Annotated in this window: 13 protein-coding genes and 5 tRNA genes; 13 read left to right on the top strand and 5 right to left on the bottom strand. The window is 60.9% G+C overall.

Annotated features, from left to right (window positions below):
* Window positions 1–8 precede the first annotated feature (8 nt).
* From astE to mgtE, 9 genes are all read left to right on the top strand, one after another.
* Window positions 9–1,016 (top strand): succinylglutamate desuccinylase, encoded by a 1,008-nt coding sequence (gene astE, locus HU736_RS00210; RefSeq protein ID WP_186698579.1) that lies wholly within the window; start codon window positions 9–11, stop codon window positions 1,014–1,016.
* A gap of 280 nt (window positions 1,017–1,296) precedes the next feature.
* Entirely contained in the window at window positions 1,297–3,921 is a 2,625-nt protein-coding gene (gene alaS, locus HU736_RS00215) for an alanine--tRNA ligase (RefSeq protein WP_186698581.1), read from the top strand.
* Window positions 3,922–4,005: 84 nt separating this feature from the next.
* On the top strand, window positions 4,006–5,241 hold the full coding sequence (locus HU736_RS00220; protein WP_101317730.1) for an aspartate kinase: 1,236 nt from the start codon (window positions 4,006–4,008) through the stop codon (window positions 5,239–5,241).
* A gap of 166 nt (window positions 5,242–5,407) precedes the next feature.
* Window positions 5,408–5,596 (top strand): carbon storage regulator CsrA, encoded by a 189-nt coding sequence (gene csrA / locus HU736_RS00225; RefSeq protein WP_043209419.1) that lies wholly within the window; start codon window positions 5,408–5,410, stop codon window positions 5,594–5,596.
* A gap of 72 nt (window positions 5,597–5,668) precedes the next feature.
* Window positions 5,669–5,759, top strand: a tRNA-Ser gene (locus tag HU736_RS00230).
* 107 nt (window positions 5,760–5,866) lie between these two features.
* Window positions 5,867–5,943 (top strand) — tRNA-Arg (locus HU736_RS00235).
* Window positions 5,944–6,015: 72 nt separating this feature from the next.
* Window positions 6,016–6,092, top strand: a tRNA-Arg gene (locus HU736_RS00240).
* 73 nt (window positions 6,093–6,165) lie between these two features.
* A tRNA-Arg gene (locus HU736_RS00245) sits at window positions 6,166–6,242 on the top strand.
* A 379-nt stretch (window positions 6,243–6,621) separates the two neighbouring features.
* Window positions 6,622–8,064, top strand: a complete 1,443-nt coding sequence (mgtE, locus tag HU736_RS00250; protein ID WP_186698583.1) for a magnesium transporter — start codon at window positions 6,622–6,624, stop codon at window positions 8,062–8,064.
* A gap of 86 nt (window positions 8,065–8,150) precedes the next feature.
* Here mgtE and HU736_RS00255 read toward each other — a convergent pair whose 3' ends face one another.
* Window positions 8,151–8,477 (bottom strand): Arc family DNA-binding protein, encoded by a 327-nt coding sequence (locus HU736_RS00255; protein ID WP_033699552.1) that lies wholly within the window; start codon window positions 8,475–8,477, stop codon window positions 8,151–8,153.
* A gap of 341 nt (window positions 8,478–8,818) precedes the next feature.
* Between HU736_RS00255 and phnN the strand changes: the two genes are divergently transcribed.
* From phnN to HU736_RS00270, 3 genes are all read left to right on the top strand, one after another.
* Window positions 8,819–9,409, top strand: coding sequence for a phosphonate metabolism protein/1,5-bisphosphokinase (PRPP-forming) PhnN (gene phnN / locus HU736_RS00260; RefSeq protein ID WP_186698585.1), 591 nt, complete (start codon window positions 8,819–8,821; stop codon window positions 9,407–9,409).
* A gap of 109 nt (window positions 9,410–9,518) precedes the next feature.
* A tRNA-Arg gene (locus HU736_RS00265) sits at window positions 9,519–9,595 on the top strand.
* Window positions 9,596–9,785: 190 nt separating this feature from the next.
* Complete coding sequence (locus HU736_RS00270; protein WP_186698587.1) at window positions 9,786–11,336, top strand: sensor histidine kinase; 1,551 nt, start codon at window positions 9,786–9,788, stop codon at window positions 11,334–11,336.
* Window positions 11,337–11,384: 48 nt separating this feature from the next.
* On the opposite strand, the gene lpdA is transcribed toward HU736_RS00270, so the two are convergent.
* The 4 genes from lpdA to HU736_RS00290 are packed head-to-tail and all read right to left on the bottom strand — an operon-like array spanning window position 11,385 to window position 16,347.
* Window positions 11,385–12,764, bottom strand: coding sequence for a dihydrolipoyl dehydrogenase (gene lpdA, locus HU736_RS00275; protein WP_103436613.1), 1,380 nt, complete (start codon window positions 12,762–12,764; stop codon window positions 11,385–11,387).
* 2 nt (window positions 12,765–12,766) lie between these two features.
* Window positions 12,767–14,053 carry a dihydrolipoamide acetyltransferase family protein gene (locus HU736_RS00280; protein ID WP_186698590.1) on the bottom strand — a complete coding sequence of 429 codons (1,287 nt, stop codon included), beginning with the start codon at window positions 14,051–14,053 and terminating at the stop codon, window positions 12,767–12,769.
* Window positions 14,054–15,112, bottom strand: coding sequence for an alpha-ketoacid dehydrogenase subunit beta (locus tag HU736_RS00285; RefSeq protein ID WP_103436615.1), 1,059 nt, complete (start codon window positions 15,110–15,112; stop codon window positions 14,054–14,056). It abuts the gene before it with no gap.
* A 2-nt stretch (window positions 15,113–15,114) separates the two neighbouring features.
* The gene (locus tag HU736_RS00290; protein ID WP_186698592.1) at window positions 15,115–16,347 is read right to left on the bottom strand and encodes a 3-methyl-2-oxobutanoate dehydrogenase (2-methylpropanoyl-transferring) subunit alpha; all 1,233 of its coding nucleotides are present in this window, start codon (window positions 16,345–16,347) and stop codon (window positions 15,115–15,117) included.
* Between the two features lie 197 nt (window positions 16,348–16,544).
* Here HU736_RS00290 and bkdR point away from each other — a divergent pair, with 197 nt between their 5' ends.
* Window positions 16,545–17,030, top strand: coding sequence for a Bkd operon transcriptional regulator BkdR (gene bkdR, locus HU736_RS00295; RefSeq protein WP_027593063.1), 486 nt, complete (start codon window positions 16,545–16,547; stop codon window positions 17,028–17,030).
* Window positions 17,031–17,089: the final 59 nt, after the last annotated feature.

The raw sequence follows: 17,089 nt of genomic DNA on the forward strand, positions 1-17,089 counted from the left end.
ATGTGCCTATGCTCGCCCTCGGCAAACTGCTTGACCTGACGCTTGGCGGCCGTGAGCCGGGCGAGAAGACTCAATCGACATCAGCAGGCCTGCGCCTGCGTTGGCTGGGGGAGGGCGCGCTGGAAGTGACGCCGCCGAAGGTGGACGACGGCACCTTGCATCTGCTGCTGTCGGCGGGTATTCACGGTAACGAGACCGCGCCGATCGAGTTGCTCGATCAATTGCTGCAGGACATCGCCAGGGGCGAGATCGTGCCGCAGGCGCGGATCCTGTTCCTGTTTGGCAGCCCAATGGCGATGCGTGCAGGCCAGCGTTACCTTGAGCAGGACCTGAACCGCTTGTTCAACGGTCGGCACGAATCGTCGAGCGGTTTCGAAGCGCTGCGTGCTGCCGAGCTGGAGCAGTACGCCCGCACGTTCTTCAGCGTGGCCGGGCGCAATCGCCTGCACTACGACCTGCACACCGCGATCCGCGGCTCGAAGATCGAGCAGTTTGCCCTGTACCCGTACAAGGACGGCCGCCAGCATTCGCGCCGCGAGTTGGCACGCCTGAGCCAGGCCGGGATGCAGGCGGTGTTGCTGCAGAGCAAGACCTCGATCACCTTCAGTGCCTTCACCTACGAACAGCTCGAAGCCGAGGCGTTTACCTTGGAACTGGGCAAGGCACGCCCGTTCGGGCAGAACGAAGAGGTCAACCTTGACCGTTTGCACAAGCGCCTGGTGCAGATCATCGAAGGCAAGGAGCCGGCGGTCGACGACAGTTTCGACGGCTTGCAATTGTTCAGCGTGGCCCGCGAAATCATCAAGCACAGCGACCACTTCCACCTGCACCTGCCGGATGACATCGAAAATTTCTCCGAGCTGAGCAAGGGTTACCTGCTGGCCGAAGATCTGGCTGAAACCCGCTGGATCGTCGAGGAGGAGGGCGCGCGCATCATCTTCCCCAACCCCAAGGTGCGCAACGGCCTGCGTGCGGGCATTCTGATCGTGCCCGATTCAGGCCAGCGCCTGAGCTGATCCGTACCATTTGGCGCTGGCTGCGCGCTGCGTGGCCAGCCTCGAGCGGCGCATCCTGGCTGTTTTTCCCTACCCCAGCGGTAATTGGCTTGCCAGCGGCCAAACCCTCGCCTTAGCATCCCCTTCAAGTTTTTAGCTGTGCTGACCTGAAATTGCCCGCAAACGACCTTTCAGGGCGCATAAACACACTGCATCCAGCTTGCAGGACCGATATAATGCGGCCCTTTGCCGTCGTTTCGACGTGTTTGCCTTAACGGCCGCCGTTTCCGTGGAAGAACCTATGAAAAGCGCAGAAATCCGTGAAGCCTTCCTTCGCTTCTTCGAGGAGCAGGGCCACACCCGTGTTGCCTCCAGCTCCCTGATCCCGGGCAACGACCCGACCCTGCTGTTCACCAATGCCGGCATGAACCAGTTCAAGGACTGCTTCCTCGGCCAGGAAAAGCGCGCCTACACCCGCGCCGCCAGCAGCCAGAAGTGCGTCCGCGCCGGCGGCAAGCACAACGACCTGGAAAACGTCGGCTACACCGCGCGTCACCACACCTTCTTCGAAATGCTGGGCAACTTCAGCTTCGGCGACTATTTCAAGCGTGACGCGATCACCTACGCCTGGACCTTCCTGACTTCGCCGCAGTGGCTGAACCTGCCCCAGGAAAAACTCTGGGTCACGGTCTACGCCAGCGATGACGAAGCCTACGACATCTGGACCAAGGAAATCGGCGTGCCGGCCGAGCGCATGGTGCGCATTGGCGACAACAAAGGCGCGCCTTATGCGTCGGACAACTTCTGGACCATGGGCGACACCGGCCCATGCGGCCCGTGCACCGAGATCTTCTTTGACCACGGCGCGGATATCTGGGGCGGCCCACCCGGCTCGCCAGAAGAAGACGGCGACCGCTACATCGAGATCTGGAACAACGTCTTCATGCAGTTCAACCGCACCGCCGATGGCGTCCTGCACCCGCTGCCAGCGCCGTCGGTGGACACCGGCATGGGCCTGGAGCGGATCAGTGCGGTGATGCAGCATGTGCACTCGAACTACGAGATCGACCTGTTCCAGAATCTGCTGGTAGCCGCAGCCCAGGCTATCGGTTGCAGCAACGACGGCCAGCCTTCGCTGAAAGTCGTCGCCGACCATATTCGTTCGTGCGGCTTCCTCATCGCCGATGGCGTGCTGCCGTCCAACGAAGGCCGTGGCTATGTGCTGCGCCGGATCATTCGCCGTGCTTGCCGTCACGGCAACAAGCTCGGTGCCAAGGGCAGCTTCTTCTACCAGATCGTCGCCGCCCTGGTCGCCGAGATGGGCCAGGCTTTCCCTGAGCTGAGCAGCCAGCAGGCGCACATCGAGCGCGTCCTCAAGAGCGAAGAAGAGCAGTTCGCCAAGACCCTCGAGCAGGGCCTGCGCATCCTCGAGCAGGACCTGGCCCAGCTGCAGGGCACTACCGTCCCAGGTGACGTGGTGTTCAAGCTGTATGACACCTATGGCTTCCCGATGGACCTGACCGCCGACATCGCCCGTGAGCGTGAGCTGACCATCGACGAAGCCGGTTTCGAGCGCGAGATGGAAGCCCAGCGCGAGCGCGCCCGCTCTGCCAGCGCCTTCGGCATGGACTACAACAGCTTGGTCAAGGTCGATGTTGCCACCGAGTTCCTCGGCTACCAGGCAACCACGGCCCAGGCCACGGTCGTCGCACTGTACAAGGACGGCCAGGCCGTCGAGCATTTGCATGAAGGCGATGAAGGCGTGGTGGTGCTTGACCGCACGCCGTTCTACGCCGAGTCCGGCGGCCAGATCGGTGATGCCGGCTACCTGCAGGCCGCCGACGTGCGCTTCGATGTGCGTGATACTACCAAGACTGCCGGTGCATTCCTGCACCACGGTGTAGTCGCCACTGGCGCGCTGCGCGTAGGCGCCGAGGTTGAAGCGCAGGTGGATGCCGAAGTGCAGCACGCTACCTCGCTGAACCACTCCGCGACTCACCTGCTGCACGCGGCGCTGCGCCAGGTGCTCGGCGATCACGTCCAACAGAAAGGCTCGCTGGTCGACAGCCAGCGTCTGCGCTTTGACTTCAGCCACTTCGAGGCGGTCAAGCCAGAGCAGCTCAAGGCGCTGGAAGACATCGTCAACCGCGAAGTGCGCAAGAACTCCGAGGTGCAAACCGAAGAGACCGACATCGAAACCGCCAAGCGCAAAGGTGCAATGGCGTTGTTCGGCGAAAAATACGGCGACAGCGTGCGCGTGTTGAGCATGGGTGGTGATTTTTCGGTGGAGCTGTGCGGTGGTATTCATGCCAAGCGCACCGGCGACATCAGCCTGTTCAAGATCATCAGCGAAGGCGGCGTGGCTTCTGGCGTGCGCCGTATCGAAGCGATCACCGGGGCTGCAGCACTGGCTTACCTGAACGCTGCTGAAGAGCAGGTCAAGGAAGCTGCGCAATTGGTCAAGGGTAACCGTGACAACCTGATCGACAAGCTGGCGGCGGTGCTCGAGCGCAACCGTCAGCTGGAAAAACAGCTTGAACAGCTGCAGGCCAAGGCCGCCAGCGCTGCCGGAGACGATCTCTCCAACGCAGCCGTTGAGGTCAAAGGCGCCAAGGTTCTCGCCGCTCGCCTTGACGGGCAGGATGGCAAGGCTCTGCTGGCGCTGGTCGATCAACTGAAGAACAAGCTCGGCCACGCAGTGATCCTGCTGGGTAGTGAGCATGAGGGCAAGGTCGTGCTGGTGGCTGGCGTGACCAAAGACCTCTCCGGCCAACTCAAGGCCGGCGATCTGATGAAGCAGGCCGCTGCGGCGGTTGGCGGTAAAGGCGGTGGTCGTCCGGACATGGCCCAAGGTGGCGGCGTCGACGTCGCTGCACTGGACAGTGCCCTGGCCCTGGCTGTGCCGTTCGCCGAACAGCGGCTTTGAGATGAAACGGCCCGCTAGTGATAGCGGGCCGTTTCAGGTTGGATTGTTTATTGGGTGCCCATCACGGGCAGAGGCAGCTTTGAAATGGCGTTGATCGTACAGAAATTTGGCGGCACCTCTGTCGGATCCATCGAGCGGATCGAGCAGGTTGCCGACAAGGTCAAGAAATTCCGCGAGGCAGGCGATGACCTGGTCGTGGTCCTGTCGGCCATGAGCGGGGAGACCAACCGCTTGCTGGACCTGGCCAAGCAGATTAGCGACAAGCCAGTTCCGCGTGAGCTGGATGTGATCGTGTCGACTGGCGAGCAGGTGACCATTGCCCTGCTGGCCATGGCCTTGATCAAGCGTGGCGTGCCGGCGGTGTCCTACACCGGCAACCAGGTGCGCATTCTCACCGACAGCGCGCACAACAAGGCGCGCATCCTGCAGATCGACGACCAGAAGATTCGTGCCGACCTCAAGGCCGGCCGTGTGGTTGTCGTGGCGGGCTTCCAGGGCGTCGACGAGAACGGCAGCATCACCACCCTCGGTCGTGGCGGTTCGGACACCACTGGTGTGGCCCTGGCGGCCGCGCTGAAGGCTGACGAGTGCCAGATCTACACCGACGTCGATGGTGTCTACACCACCGACCCGCGGGTGGTACCGCAGGCGCGCCGTCTGGAGAAGATCACCTTCGAAGAGATGCTGGAAATGGCCAGCCTCGGTTCCAAGGTGCTGCAGATCCGCTCTGTCGAATTCGCTGGCAAGTACAACGTTCCGTTGCGCGTGCTGCACAGTTTCAAGGAGGGTCCAGGTACCCTCATTACCATTGATGAAGAGGAATCCATGGAACAGCCGATCATTTCCGGTATCGCCTTCAACCGTGATGAAGCCAAGCTGACCATTCGTGGCGTGCCGGATACCCCAGGCGTTGCCTTCAAGATCCTCGGCCCGATCAGCGCTTCGAACATCGAAGTCGACATGATCGTGCAGAACGTTGCCCACGATAACACCACCGATTTCACCTTCACCGTGCACCGCAACGAGTACGAAGCGGCGCACAAGGTGTTGGAAAACACTGCGCGCGAGATCGGCGCCCGTGAAGTGATCGGCGATACCAAGATTGCCAAGGTATCGATCGTCGGCGTCGGCATGCGCTCGCACGCCGGCGTTGCCAGCCGCATGTTCGAAGCGCTGGCCAAGGAGACCATCAACATCCAGATGATCTCCACGTCCGAGATCAAGGTTTCGGTGGTCATTGAAGAGAAGTACCTCGAACTGGCCGTGCGCGCCCTGCACACCGCCTTTGAGCTGGATGCGCCTGCCCGCCAAGGCGAGTAACGCGTAGCCAGGAGGAGGGCGCGGCTTGCCGCGCCCTTCGCGTTTCCGGCCGCCGGGTGGGCCCTGTCCTGTCCTCTCTGGCAGCCAAACACGCTGACTGTGCGTCCCGCAGCCAGTGCGCTACCTCAGACTGTTGTCCCTGATTGAACTGCGTAAGGAGAAAGCTATGTTGATTCTGACTCGTCGGTGCGCCGAGAGCCTGATCATTGGTGACGGTGAGATCACCGTTACGGTCTTGGGTGTCAAAGGCAACCAAGTACGAATTGGCGTTAGCGCGCCCAAGGAAGTCGCGGTTCACCGCGAAGAAATCTACCTGCGAATCAAGAAAGAGAAGGACGAAGAACCAACCCTTTAATTTTTATCAGATTTTTTTTAAAAAAGGGTTTGCAAACGGGGAGGGCTCTGGTTATAGTACGCCCCGTGTTGCGGTGAGGTGGCCGAGTGGCCGAAGGCGCTCCCCTGCTAAGGGAGTATACCTCATAAGGGTATCGGGGGTTCGAATCCCCCCTTCACCGCCATTATTCGCTTAGGGCGCTTCAACTGGCCAAGATCGCTAAGTCGTTGAAATTAAACGAAAAAGTACTTGGCAAATCGGTAAAGCGATCTATAATGCGCGGCAAGACATGGACTCATAGCTCAGCTGGATAGAGTACTCGGCTACGAACCGAGCGGTCGCAGGTTCGAATCCTGCTGAGTCCACCATACAACATGAAGGTTTTGCTCGCAGAGCCGGATTGTTCAACCAGTGGTAATCTGGTCTAAAACTACCAACTTGGACTCATAGCTCAGCTGGATAGAGTACTCGGCTACGAACCGAGCGGTCGCAGGTTCGAATCCTGCTGAGTCCACCATATAGCACGGTGGTTGTGCTTGCACAGGCACCTTGTTTCAACCAGTGGTAACCTGGTCTAAAAATACCAACTTGGACTCATAGCTCAGCTGGATAGAGTACTCGGCTACGAACCGAGCGGTCGCAGGTTCGAATCCTGCTGAGTCCACCATCTTCATCAAGAAGCCCGCTTTTATAGCGGGCTTTTTGTTGTCTGCAATTCACTGAATTGTCAGTAAGCCGGACTAGACTGTGCGAGTAGGGCGCTCATGCGACAGGCCCTGCACCTATGTGCTTTTTGTCTGGCGCCCACCGTCGCACTGAAGGCTTTGCGCGTTGTCATAAGATAATCGCGTAAACGATTGTTCTGACCAAAAATTTAAGCAATCCGACAGCTCTTGCAGTGTATGATTGCGCCCGTCAGCCCCGCCGGGGCTTGTGGAATACCACCATGGACTTACCCAGTAGTTACCCCTTAATCCGATTTGCCAAAATAGATCTGATCGATTGATCTCCCCGGCGTGCTCCGCTGCTGGGAGTGGAGTTCGCCTATGACCGAAGTCGAAGTAAAGAAAAGCCAAGACAGCCTGCAGGATCGCCTGGCCCAGGTGATTGACCTGCTGCAGCGTCAGCGTGTCGTTGAAGACCTGACCCACCGTCAGGAGGGGCAGCACAATACCCTGGTGGAGAGCCTCGTCCACCGCCAGAACCTGGTCGAGCTGCAGCGCAAGCTCGATGACCTGCACCCTGCCGACATCGCCTACATTCTCGAAGCACTGCCGCTCGACGACCGCCTGACGGTCTGGCAGTTGGTGCGCTCCGATCGTGACGGCGACATCCTCCTGGAAGTATCCGACGCCGTCCGCCAGACCCTGATCGCCGACATGGACGATCACGAGCTGCTGGCCGCTGCCAAGGAAATGGACGCCGACGAACTCGCTGACCTGGCTCCTGAGCTGCCGCGTGACGTTGTCCACGAGCTGATGGAGACCCTCGACGCCCAGCAACGCGAGCGGGTCCGCTCGGCGCTGAGCTACGACGAGGATCAGGTCGGTGCACTGATGGACTTCGAGATGGTCACCATCCGCGAAGACGTCAGCCTGGAAGTGGTACTGCGTTACCTGCGCCGGCTCAAGGAGTTGCCAGGCCACACCGACAAGCTGTTTGTGGTCGACTCCGATGGCATGCTCAAGGGCGTGTTGCCGATCAAGCGCCTGCTGGTCAATGATCCGGACAAGCAGGTGGCTGAGGTCATGGCTACCGACCCGGTCAGTTTCCACCCTGACGACGACGCCTACGACGCCGCGCAGGCGTTCGAACGTTACGACCTGGTATCTGCCCCTGTAGTCGACAAGAGCGATCGCCTGATCGGCCGTCTGACCATCGACGAGATGGTCGACCTGATCCGTGAGGAAAGCGAAAGCGAAGTCCTTAACATGGCCGGTCTGCGCGAAGAAGAAGACATTTTTGCCTCGGTCTGGCGCTCGCTGCGCAACCGTTGGGCATGGCTGGCGATCAACCTGATTACCGCGTTCCTCGCCTCACGCGTGATTGGCCTGTTCGAGGGCTCGATCGAGAAGCTGGTGGCATTGGCGGCATTGATGCCGATCGTTGCCGGTATCGGCGGCAACTCGGGCAACCAGACCATCACCATGATCGTCCGCGCCATGGCGCTGGACCAGGTCAGCCCGGGCAACACCTCGCGATTGATGCGCAAGGAGCTGGCGGTGTCATTGATCAACGGCCTGGTCTGGGGTGGTGTGATCGGCGTGGTGGCGTATCTGCTCTACGGCAGCTGGTCGCTGGGCCTGGTAATGACCGGGGCAATGACCCTGAACCTGCTGTTGGCGGCGCTGATGGGGGTGTTGATCCCGATGACCCTGGTCCGCCTCGGGCGTGACCCGGCGATGGGTGCCAGTGTGATGATCACGGCAGTGACGGACAGTGGCGGCTTCTTCATCTTCCTTGGCCTCGCCACGATATTCCTGATGTAACCTACTGCCGGCGCTTGATGAGGAGCGCCGGCAGCCAGAAACAACAAAGCCAGCTTGCGCTGGCTTTGTTGTTTCTGGCGGTTTGATCAGGACGCGTCGGCGGCCATTTCCACATCGTGGGCGATCAAGGCCACCAGAGCGTTTTGTTGGCGGTGGGAGAGCTGGCGGAAGCGTTGCAGCAGCTCGCGCTCGTGCAAGCTCAGCTCAGGGCTGTCCAGGCGCATGCTCAGCTCGTCGCCCAATGCGCCTTCCTGGATAAGGCTTTGCTCCAGGCGGGCAATGATCTCGGAGTTCATGCTGCGGTGATGGTTGCGGGCTACCTCGGCAATGCGCTCACGCATCCCGTCTGGCAGACGAACGACAAACTTGTCAGCGGTGCGGCTTGAATAAATAGCCTGTTTCAATGGGCGCATATAAATTGACCGGTTTACTGGTTCAGGGGAAGCGGTTGTCAAATGCCGCGCGGTGGAAATCTGACCGTCGCGACGGCAAAATGTTCAACCGTCGTGTATTTTTGGCGTTCATCTTGCCTCAAATCTGCCGTTTCCTTGGCGTCAATTCTGTGACAAATAGTGATCCGCATAAAGGCTTTTTGCCAGTACCAATTATCAAAAATGAGCACTGGTTTGAAAAATTCAGCGTTTTTCGGATCTACTGAACGTCAGACCTTTGCCGTCAAAATCTGGTAACAGTCGGAAAAGGGCAGGGAAAACACCTGGAATGCGCTCGGTCCCTAACAGTGAGCATAGTGGCTATGCAATATGACGCAAGCGGCAGTCCACCGACAGTAGGTAGGCTGATATTCCTCGTTGGACCCTCTGGATCAGGAAAAGATTCCCTGATCGACGCGTCTCGCGCGAAATTGACCGAGCACGGCATCATGGTTGCTCGCCGCGTCATTACCCGCTCGCCCGAAGCACAGGGCGAGGCCGCGCAGGGTGTCAGCCCTGAGCAATTCGAGCAGATGCGCGCAGATGGGCATTTTGCCATGTATTGGCAGGCAAATGCTCTGGCATATGGCATTCCGGCGCAGATTGATCAGTGGCTGCAAGCCGGCAAGCATGTTCTGGTCAACGGTTCGCGGGCGTACCTGGCCCAAGCGCGGCGACGTTACCCGGACCTGTTGGCAATCCGCCTCGAGGTAAACCCGACCGTCTTGCGTCAGCGTTTGCTGGCGCGAGGCCGAGAGACCCCGCAAGCCATCGAGCAGCGTTTGCAGCGCAGCGCCGAACTGCAGGTGACCGACGCCGACAACGTGCATGTGCTGGACAACTCGCAGGCGCTGGAGCAATCGGTCACCAGCCTGTTTGCCTTGCTGCGGGCCGAAGGTCTGCTTCAAGCCTGACCGCTATGACAAGTCTTACGTGGCAAAAGCCCGAATCGGGCATGACAAACGGTCTGGCGCTGGTTAACATGCTCGCCGTCACGCTAATCGGCGCTCGCCGGTGGCACTGGTCCCAGTAGCTCAATTGGATAGAGCATCCCCCTCCTAAGGGGAAGGTTGGCCGTTCGAACCGGCCCTGGGACACCATATCTTGCGCTGCAGGCGTCCACGCAGCACCGTCAGCTCCCCCTGACATTTCCCGCCGGACCTGGCACTTTCATGCTAGATTCTCGGAAAATTCTCGACCATTTCCATGCTGCAACGCCCAACTTGATCCCAAACGATCGGGATTACTGCGCTGGGCAGGCTTATTCACTACTCTGTGGAAGACATCACGATGCAGCAATCTCCTGCCGACGAGACCATTCGTGCGGCATTGCAGAGGTCCCATGCGCGGCTTCATCGCCAGCATGAGTTGGTGGTCGAGTTTGGCGTCGCCTCGCTCAAGGCGAGTGACCTGGATCTGTTGCTAACCAAGGCTTGCGTCGTGGTTGCCGAAGGCATGCAGACGCGCTTTGCCAAGGTGCTGACGCCGCTGCCCGACAGTGAAGACTTGCTGCTGTCGCACGGGGTTGGCTGGGACGAAGCCGATATCGGCCACGCGACGCTGGGTGGTGATGTCGCCAGTCCGGCGGGTTATGCCATCGCCACCTACCGCCCGGTGCTGTCCAATCATCTTGGTCAGGAGCACCGTTTTCGCACCCCCGAGATGCTGAAGAAATACGGTATCGAGCGTGCCATCAACGTGCCGATTCGTGGTGCGATGACGCCGTTCGGCGTACTTGAAGCCGACAGCACCGACGGTGATGACTTCATCGAGAGCGATATCGTCTTTCTCGAAGGCATCGCCAACGTGCTGTCGATGGCAGTCGAGCGGTTGGCGGCTGGTAACGCCGAGGCGCTGCCCGACCCGTATTCGGAGAGCATGCTCAACGCCAGCCCAGACTGCGTGAAGGTGTTGTCGACCGATGGCGAAATCGAGTTCATGAATGACGCCGGCATGTGCCTGATGCAGGTCGGCGATCTGGCCGAGGTCAAAGGCAAGCCTTGGCCGCAGCTGTGGCCAGAAGAGTCCAAGGACCTTGTGCTGGGCGTTATCGAGAAGGTCAGCAGCGGCGAATCCGCCCGCTTCGAGGCGTTCTGCCCGACCGCCAGCAACGAGCCCCGTTGGTGGGATGTCACCGTGGCGCCGATCGTCAGCCCGGACGGCGAGATCAGCAAGCTGATTGCCGTGTCCCGCGACATCACCGAGCGCCACCACCATGAGGCCAGGCTGCTCTCACTGATCGCCGCGCAGAACTCCAAGCTCGACGAAAGTGATCTGTTCCTTGAAGAGATTCACCACCGGGTCAAGAACAGCCTGCACCTGGTCAACACCTTGCTTATGTTGCAAGCCAACCTGGCCGCGGACGAGGCGGTCAAGCTCCAGCTGGAGACTGCCGCTGGGCGCGTGGTGACGATTGCCAGCGTGCACGAGCGCTTGTACCAGGCGACAGAAAGCCAGGAACTCGATGTGGTTGAGTATCTGGGTGCGCTGTTGGGTGATCTGGGCAGTGCGTTGGGTGATCGCAAGATCTCGTTGGAGGCTACGTCGTTTGTGCTGGCGCAAGAAAGAATGGCGCCGCTGGGGATGGTGGTGTCCGAGCTGATCACCAATGCGCTCAAGTACGGCAAGGGAAAAATCGAGGTCAGCCTGCACAAGGCTGAGGATCATGCCTTGATCACGGTGACCGACCAGGGTGACGGCTTCCCGGAGACCTTTCCCAAACCCAGTGGCACGGGACTGGGCATGCGCCTGGTCAAGAGTTACTCGGGTTACGGCGACAGCGCCATTTCGATTGATCGGCTGGAAGGCAAAAGCACCATCCGGGTCCGCTTCAAACTCTGATCAGACCCAAGCGTGCAGCGCAGAGCGCGGTGCACGCCGGTCCTGCCGTTAGATATGCAGTGCGTGCCCCAAAGCGCGCAACGCGGCTTCCTGCACCGCCTCACCCAGGGTCGGGTGGGCATGGATGGTGCCGGCTATGTCCTCCAGCCGCGCGCCCATCTCCAGCGACTGAGCAAACGCCGTCGACAGTTCTGAAACTGCCACGCCCACTGCCTGCCAACCCACGATCAGATGGTTGTCGCGCCGCGCTACCACGCGCACGAAGCCGGTCTTTGACTCGAGCGTCATGGCCCGACCATTGGCCGCGAACGGGAACTGCGCAACGATGCAATCCAGACCTTGCTGGCTGGCCTGCTCCGGCGTATGCCCAACCACCACCAACTCTGGATCGGTAAAGCACACTGCGGCAATCGCGGTGGGCGCAAAGCGCCGTGCGTGGCCGGCGATCAGCTCGGCGACCATTTCGCCCTGGGCCATGGCGCGGTGCGCCAGCATTGGCTCACCCGCCACATCGCCGATGGCCCAGACGTTGCGCATGCTGGTCTGGCAGCGCTCATCAATGGCCACGGCAGCACCGTTCATACTCAGCCCCAGACTTTCCAGATTGAAGCCTTGCGTGCGTGGCCGGCGACCGACGGCGACCAGCACCTGATCGGCCTCCAGCAGCAGTTGTTGGCCGTCGGCAGTGCGCGCCTGCAAGGAGCCGCCCTCATAGCCTTCGACGCTGTGGCCCAGGTATGTGGCGACGCCGAGCTTTTTCAATGACTCGGCAACCGGTGCAGTCAATTCGGCATCGTAAGTCGGCAAGATCCGCTCACGCGCCTCGACCACGCTGACCTGTACCCCAAGCTTGCGATAGGCGATACCCAGCTCCAGGCCGATGTAGCCGCCGCCGACGACCACCAGGTGCTGGGGCAGTGCCTTGGGCGCGAGTGCTTCAGTGGACGAGATCACCGCGCCGCCCAGCGGCAGCATCGGCAGTTCGACGCTGCTGGAGCCGGTGGCCAGCAGCAGATGATCACAACGGATCAACTGCCCATCGACCTCGACGCTTTTGCCATCGACGATCTTCGCCCAGCCATGGATCACGGTTACGCCGTGCTTTTTCAGCAAGGCCGCGACACCACTGGTCAAACGATCGACAATGCCGTCTTTCCAGGCCACGCTGCGGCTGATGTCCAGCTGCGGTGTGGCCACGCTGATGCCCAGGGCGGCGTGTTCGCTATGCCGGCAGGTCTGGTGAAACTGCTCGGCTACATGGATCAGCGCCTTGGACGGGATGCAGCCAACATTCAGGCAGGTGCCGCCGAGCGCCTGACCTTCGATCAATACGGTCGGGATGCCCAGCTGGCCGGCACGGATCGCTGCGATATAGCCGCCAGGGCCGCCACCGATGATCAGTAGGGTGGTGTTGAGGGTCTGAGTCATGCTCACTCCACGAACAGGCAGGCGGGTTGCTCAAGCAAGCCGCGCACGGCCTGGATGAACAAGGCGGCGTCCATGCCATCGACCACGCGGTGATCGAACGAGCTGGACAGGTTCATCATCTTGCGCACGACGATCTGGCCGTCGACCACCACCGGCCGTTCGACCATGCGGTTGACGCCGACGATCGCTACCTCCGGGGTGTTGACCACGGGCGTGCTGACAATGCCGCCCAGGGCGCCAAGGCTGGTCAGGGTGATGGTCGAGCCGGACAGCTCGTCGCGGCTGGCCTTGTTGTTGCGCGCCGCGTGGGCCAGGCGGGTGATTTCGCTGGCATTGCTCCACAGGCTGCCGGCCTCGGCGTGACGCAGTACCGGGACCATCAGGCCGTTGTCGCCCTGGGTGGCAATGCCGACATGCACCGCACCATGACGGGTGATGACCTGGGCTTCGTCGTCATAGGTGGCGTTGATCTGCGGGAAGTCGCGCAGGGCGACGACCATTGCCCGCACCAGCAACGGCAGCAGGGTGAGTTTGCCGCGGCTTTCGCCGTACTTGCGATTGAGCTGTTGGCGCAGGGCCTCCAGCGCGGTCACGTCGATTTCTTCAACGTAGCTGAAGTGGGCAACACGGCGCTTGGCATCCTGCATGCGCTGGGCGATCTTGCGGCGCAGACCGATCACCGGGACCTGTTCGCTGTCGGTGCGCCGGCTATAACCACTTGGCGCTTGCCCGGCAGCGGACTGTGGTTTGCTCATGAAGTTGTCGAGGTCTTCGTGCTGAATACGCCCGGCCGGGCCACTGCCGTGCACATAACGTAATTCGATACCGGCATCCAGCGCGCGCTTGCGCACGGCAGGGGAGGCCAGTGGTTTTTCGTTGGCCTGGCGCGGCACGATTTCAGCGCTGGGCTTGCTCGCCGCAGGCTGGCTGGTGACGCTGGCCGGGGGAGCTACTGGCGCTGGCGCTTCAGTGTGTGCAGTGCTGACGGCAGGTGCCGTAGCTACTGCAGCCGGTTTGCTGTCAGGCGCATCAACATGGTTGCCACTGCCTTCGACTTCGATGCGGATCAGCTCGCTGCCGACCGCCATTACCTCACCCGGCTGGCCGCCGAGGGCCATTACCGTGCCGCTGACCGGCGAGGGGATTTCCACCGTGGCCTTGTCGGTCATGACATCGGCCACTACCTGATCTTCGGTAATCACATCGCCGACCTTGACGAACCACTCAACCAACTCGACCTGCGCGATGCCTTCGCCGATGTCCGGCATCTTGATGACGTGCGTGCCCATTCAGACCTCCATGACCTTTTTCAGTGCCGCGCCAACCCGCGAAGGGCCTGGGAAGTACGCCCATTCCTGTGCGTGCGGGTAGGGCGTGTCCCAGCCGGTGACGCGCTCGATCGGCGCTTCGAGGTGATGGAAGCAATGCTCTTGCACCAGCGCGACCAACTCGGCACCAAAACCGCAGGTGCGTGTGGCTTCGTGCACGATCACGCAGCGGCCGGTTTTTTTCACCGAATCGACAATGGCGTCCAGGTCCAGCGGCCACAGGCTGCGCAGATCGATGACTTCGGCGTCGACGCCGGTCTCTTCGGCAGCCACTTGCGCGACATAGACGGTGGTGCCGTAGGTCAGCACGGTCACGTCGTTGCCAGGCCGCACGATCGCAGCCTTGTCCAGCGGCACTTTGTAGTAGCCGTCCGGCACCGCGCTCTGGGCATGCTTGGCCCATGGCGTCACCGGGCGGTCGTGGTGGCCGTCGAACGGGCCGTTGTACAGGCGCTTGGGCTCGAGGAAGATCACCGGGTCGTCGCATTCGATCGAGGCAATCAACAGGCCCTTGGCGTCATACGGGTTGGACGGCATGACCGTGCGCAGCCCGCAGACCTGGGTGAACATCGCCTCAGGGCTCTGGCTGTGGGTTTGCCCGCCATAGATGCCGCCGCCGCAAGGCATGCGCAGGGTCAGCGGCGAAATGAACTCACCGGCCGAGCGATAGCGCAGGCGGGCCATCTCCGAGACGATCTGATCGGAGGCCGGGTAGAAGTAGTCGGCGAACTGGATTTCCACCACCGGGCGCAGGCCATAGGCACCCATGCCGACAGCAGTACCGACGATGCCGCTTTCGGAAATCGGCGCATCGAATACCCGCGACTTGCCATACTTGGTCTGCAGACCTTCAGTGCAGCGGAACACACCGCCGAAATAGCCGACATCCTGGCCATAGATGACCACATTGTCATCGCGCTCAAGCATCACATCCATGGCCGAGCGCAAGGCCTGGATCATGGTCATGGTCGTGGTGGACATGGCGGTTTCCAGGTCGATGCTGTTGTTGTGATCGTTCATGTTCAGACCCCCAGCTCTTGGCGCTGACGGCGCAGGTGCTCAGGCATTTCCTTGTACACGTCCTCGAACATCGAGGCGGCACTGGGGATCTGGCCATTGCTCATGGTGCCGTACTGCTCTGCTTGCTTCTGTGCCTTGATCACTTCGGCTTCGAACTCGGCAGTTACTGCCTGATGTTCTTCTTCGGACCACTGGCCGATGTGAATCATATGCTGCTTGAGGCGGGCGATCGGGTCGCCCAGCGGGAAGTGGCTCCAGTCATCGGCAGGGCGGTACTTGGAAGGGTCGTCCGAGGTCGAGTGCGGGCCGGCGCGGTAGGTGACCCATTCGATCAGGGTTGGGCCAAGGCCACGGCGGGCGCGTTCAGCGGCCCAGCGCGAGGCGGCATACACCGCAACGAAGTCGTTGCCGTCGACGCGCAGCGAGGCGATACCGCAGCCAACGCCACGGCCGGCAAAGGTGGTCGACTCACCGCCGGCGATTGCCTGGAAGGTCGAGATCGCCCACTGGTTGTTGACCACGTTGAGAATCACCGGCGCGCGGTAGACATGGGCAAAGGTCAGGGCAGTGTGGAAGTCCGACTCGGCAGTAGCGCCGTCGCCGATCCAGGCCGAGGCGATCTTGGTATCGCCCTTGATCGCCGAGGCCATCGCCCAGCCGACGGCCTGGACGAACTGGGTGGCGAGGTTGCCGCTGATGGTGAAGAAGCCGGCTTCGCGCACCGAGTACATGATCGGCAGCTGACGGCCCTTGAGCGGATCGCGCTCGTTGGACAGCAGTTGGCATATCATGTCGACCAGCGACACGTCGCGGGCCATCAGGATGCTTTGCTGGCGGTAGGTCGGGAAGCACATGTCGCTGCGGTTCAGCGCCAACGCCTGAGCGCTGCCAATGGCCTCTTCGCCAAGGCTTTGCATGTAGAAAGACATCTTCTTCTGGCGCTGGGCAACCACCATGCGGCTGTCGAAGATACGCGTCTTGAGCATGGCGCGCATACCCTGACGCAGGATCTGCGGGTCGATGTCCGCAGCCCATGGGCCAACCGCGTTGCCGTGCTCATCGAGCACGCGCACCAGGCTGTTGGACAGGTCTGCGGTTTCCGCAGGCTCGACATCGATAGGGGGCTTGCGAACCTGGCCTGCATCGTTCAGACGCAGGTAGGAGAAATCAGTCTGGTAGCCTGGCCGGCCGGTAGGCTCGGGCACATGCAAACGCAGGGGGGCGTACTCGTTCATGCTGTTTACGCTCGCTCGAATATTGTTTTTGTGAGCTTTGAAGCGGTCGCCGCTGAATGCCGGCTCGTGACCAGCAGGTCAGTGCTGATTACATGGTAGTGGGAGCGCAGGAGAATATTTCTCTCTTGTTGATTGCCTTTGCCGTCAGGCCCAGATAAACATTCCGCATAAACACAAAAAACTGGTGATTTTGTCTCATGCGCAAACTCGATCGCACCGATATCGGCATTCTCAACAGCCTGCAGGAAAACGCCCGCATCACCAACGCCGAGCTGGCCCGCTCGGTCAACCTGTCACCGACGCCGTGCTTCAATCGCGTCAAGGCGATGGAGGAGCTGGGCGTAATTCGCCAGCAAGTGACCTTGCTGTCGCCTGAGGCGCTGGGGCTGGACGTCAATGTGTTCATCCATGTCAGCCTGGAAAAGCAGGTCGAGCAGTCGCTGCATCGCTTCGAGGAAGAGATCGCCGAGCGGCCCGAGGTGATGGAGTGTTACCTGATGACCGGCGACCCGGATTACCTGCTCAGGGTGTTGTTGCCGAGTATTCAGGCGCTGGAGCGGTTTCTCGACTACCTGACCCGCTTGCCGGGGGTAGCCAACATCCGCTCCAGCTTCGCCCTCAAGCAAGTACGTTACAAAACGGCGTTGCCGCTGCCAGCCAATGGCATGACCTTGCGTGAATGAGATGGACGATGTACGAGGGTGTGTAGGAACTCTGCCGTGACCCACTCATCGAAGCTAGA

It is taken from the genome of Pseudomonas shirazensis, from assembly GCF_014268785.2.
Taxonomy (GTDB): Bacteria; Pseudomonadota; Gammaproteobacteria; order Pseudomonadales; family Pseudomonadaceae; genus Aquipseudomonas; species Aquipseudomonas shirazensis.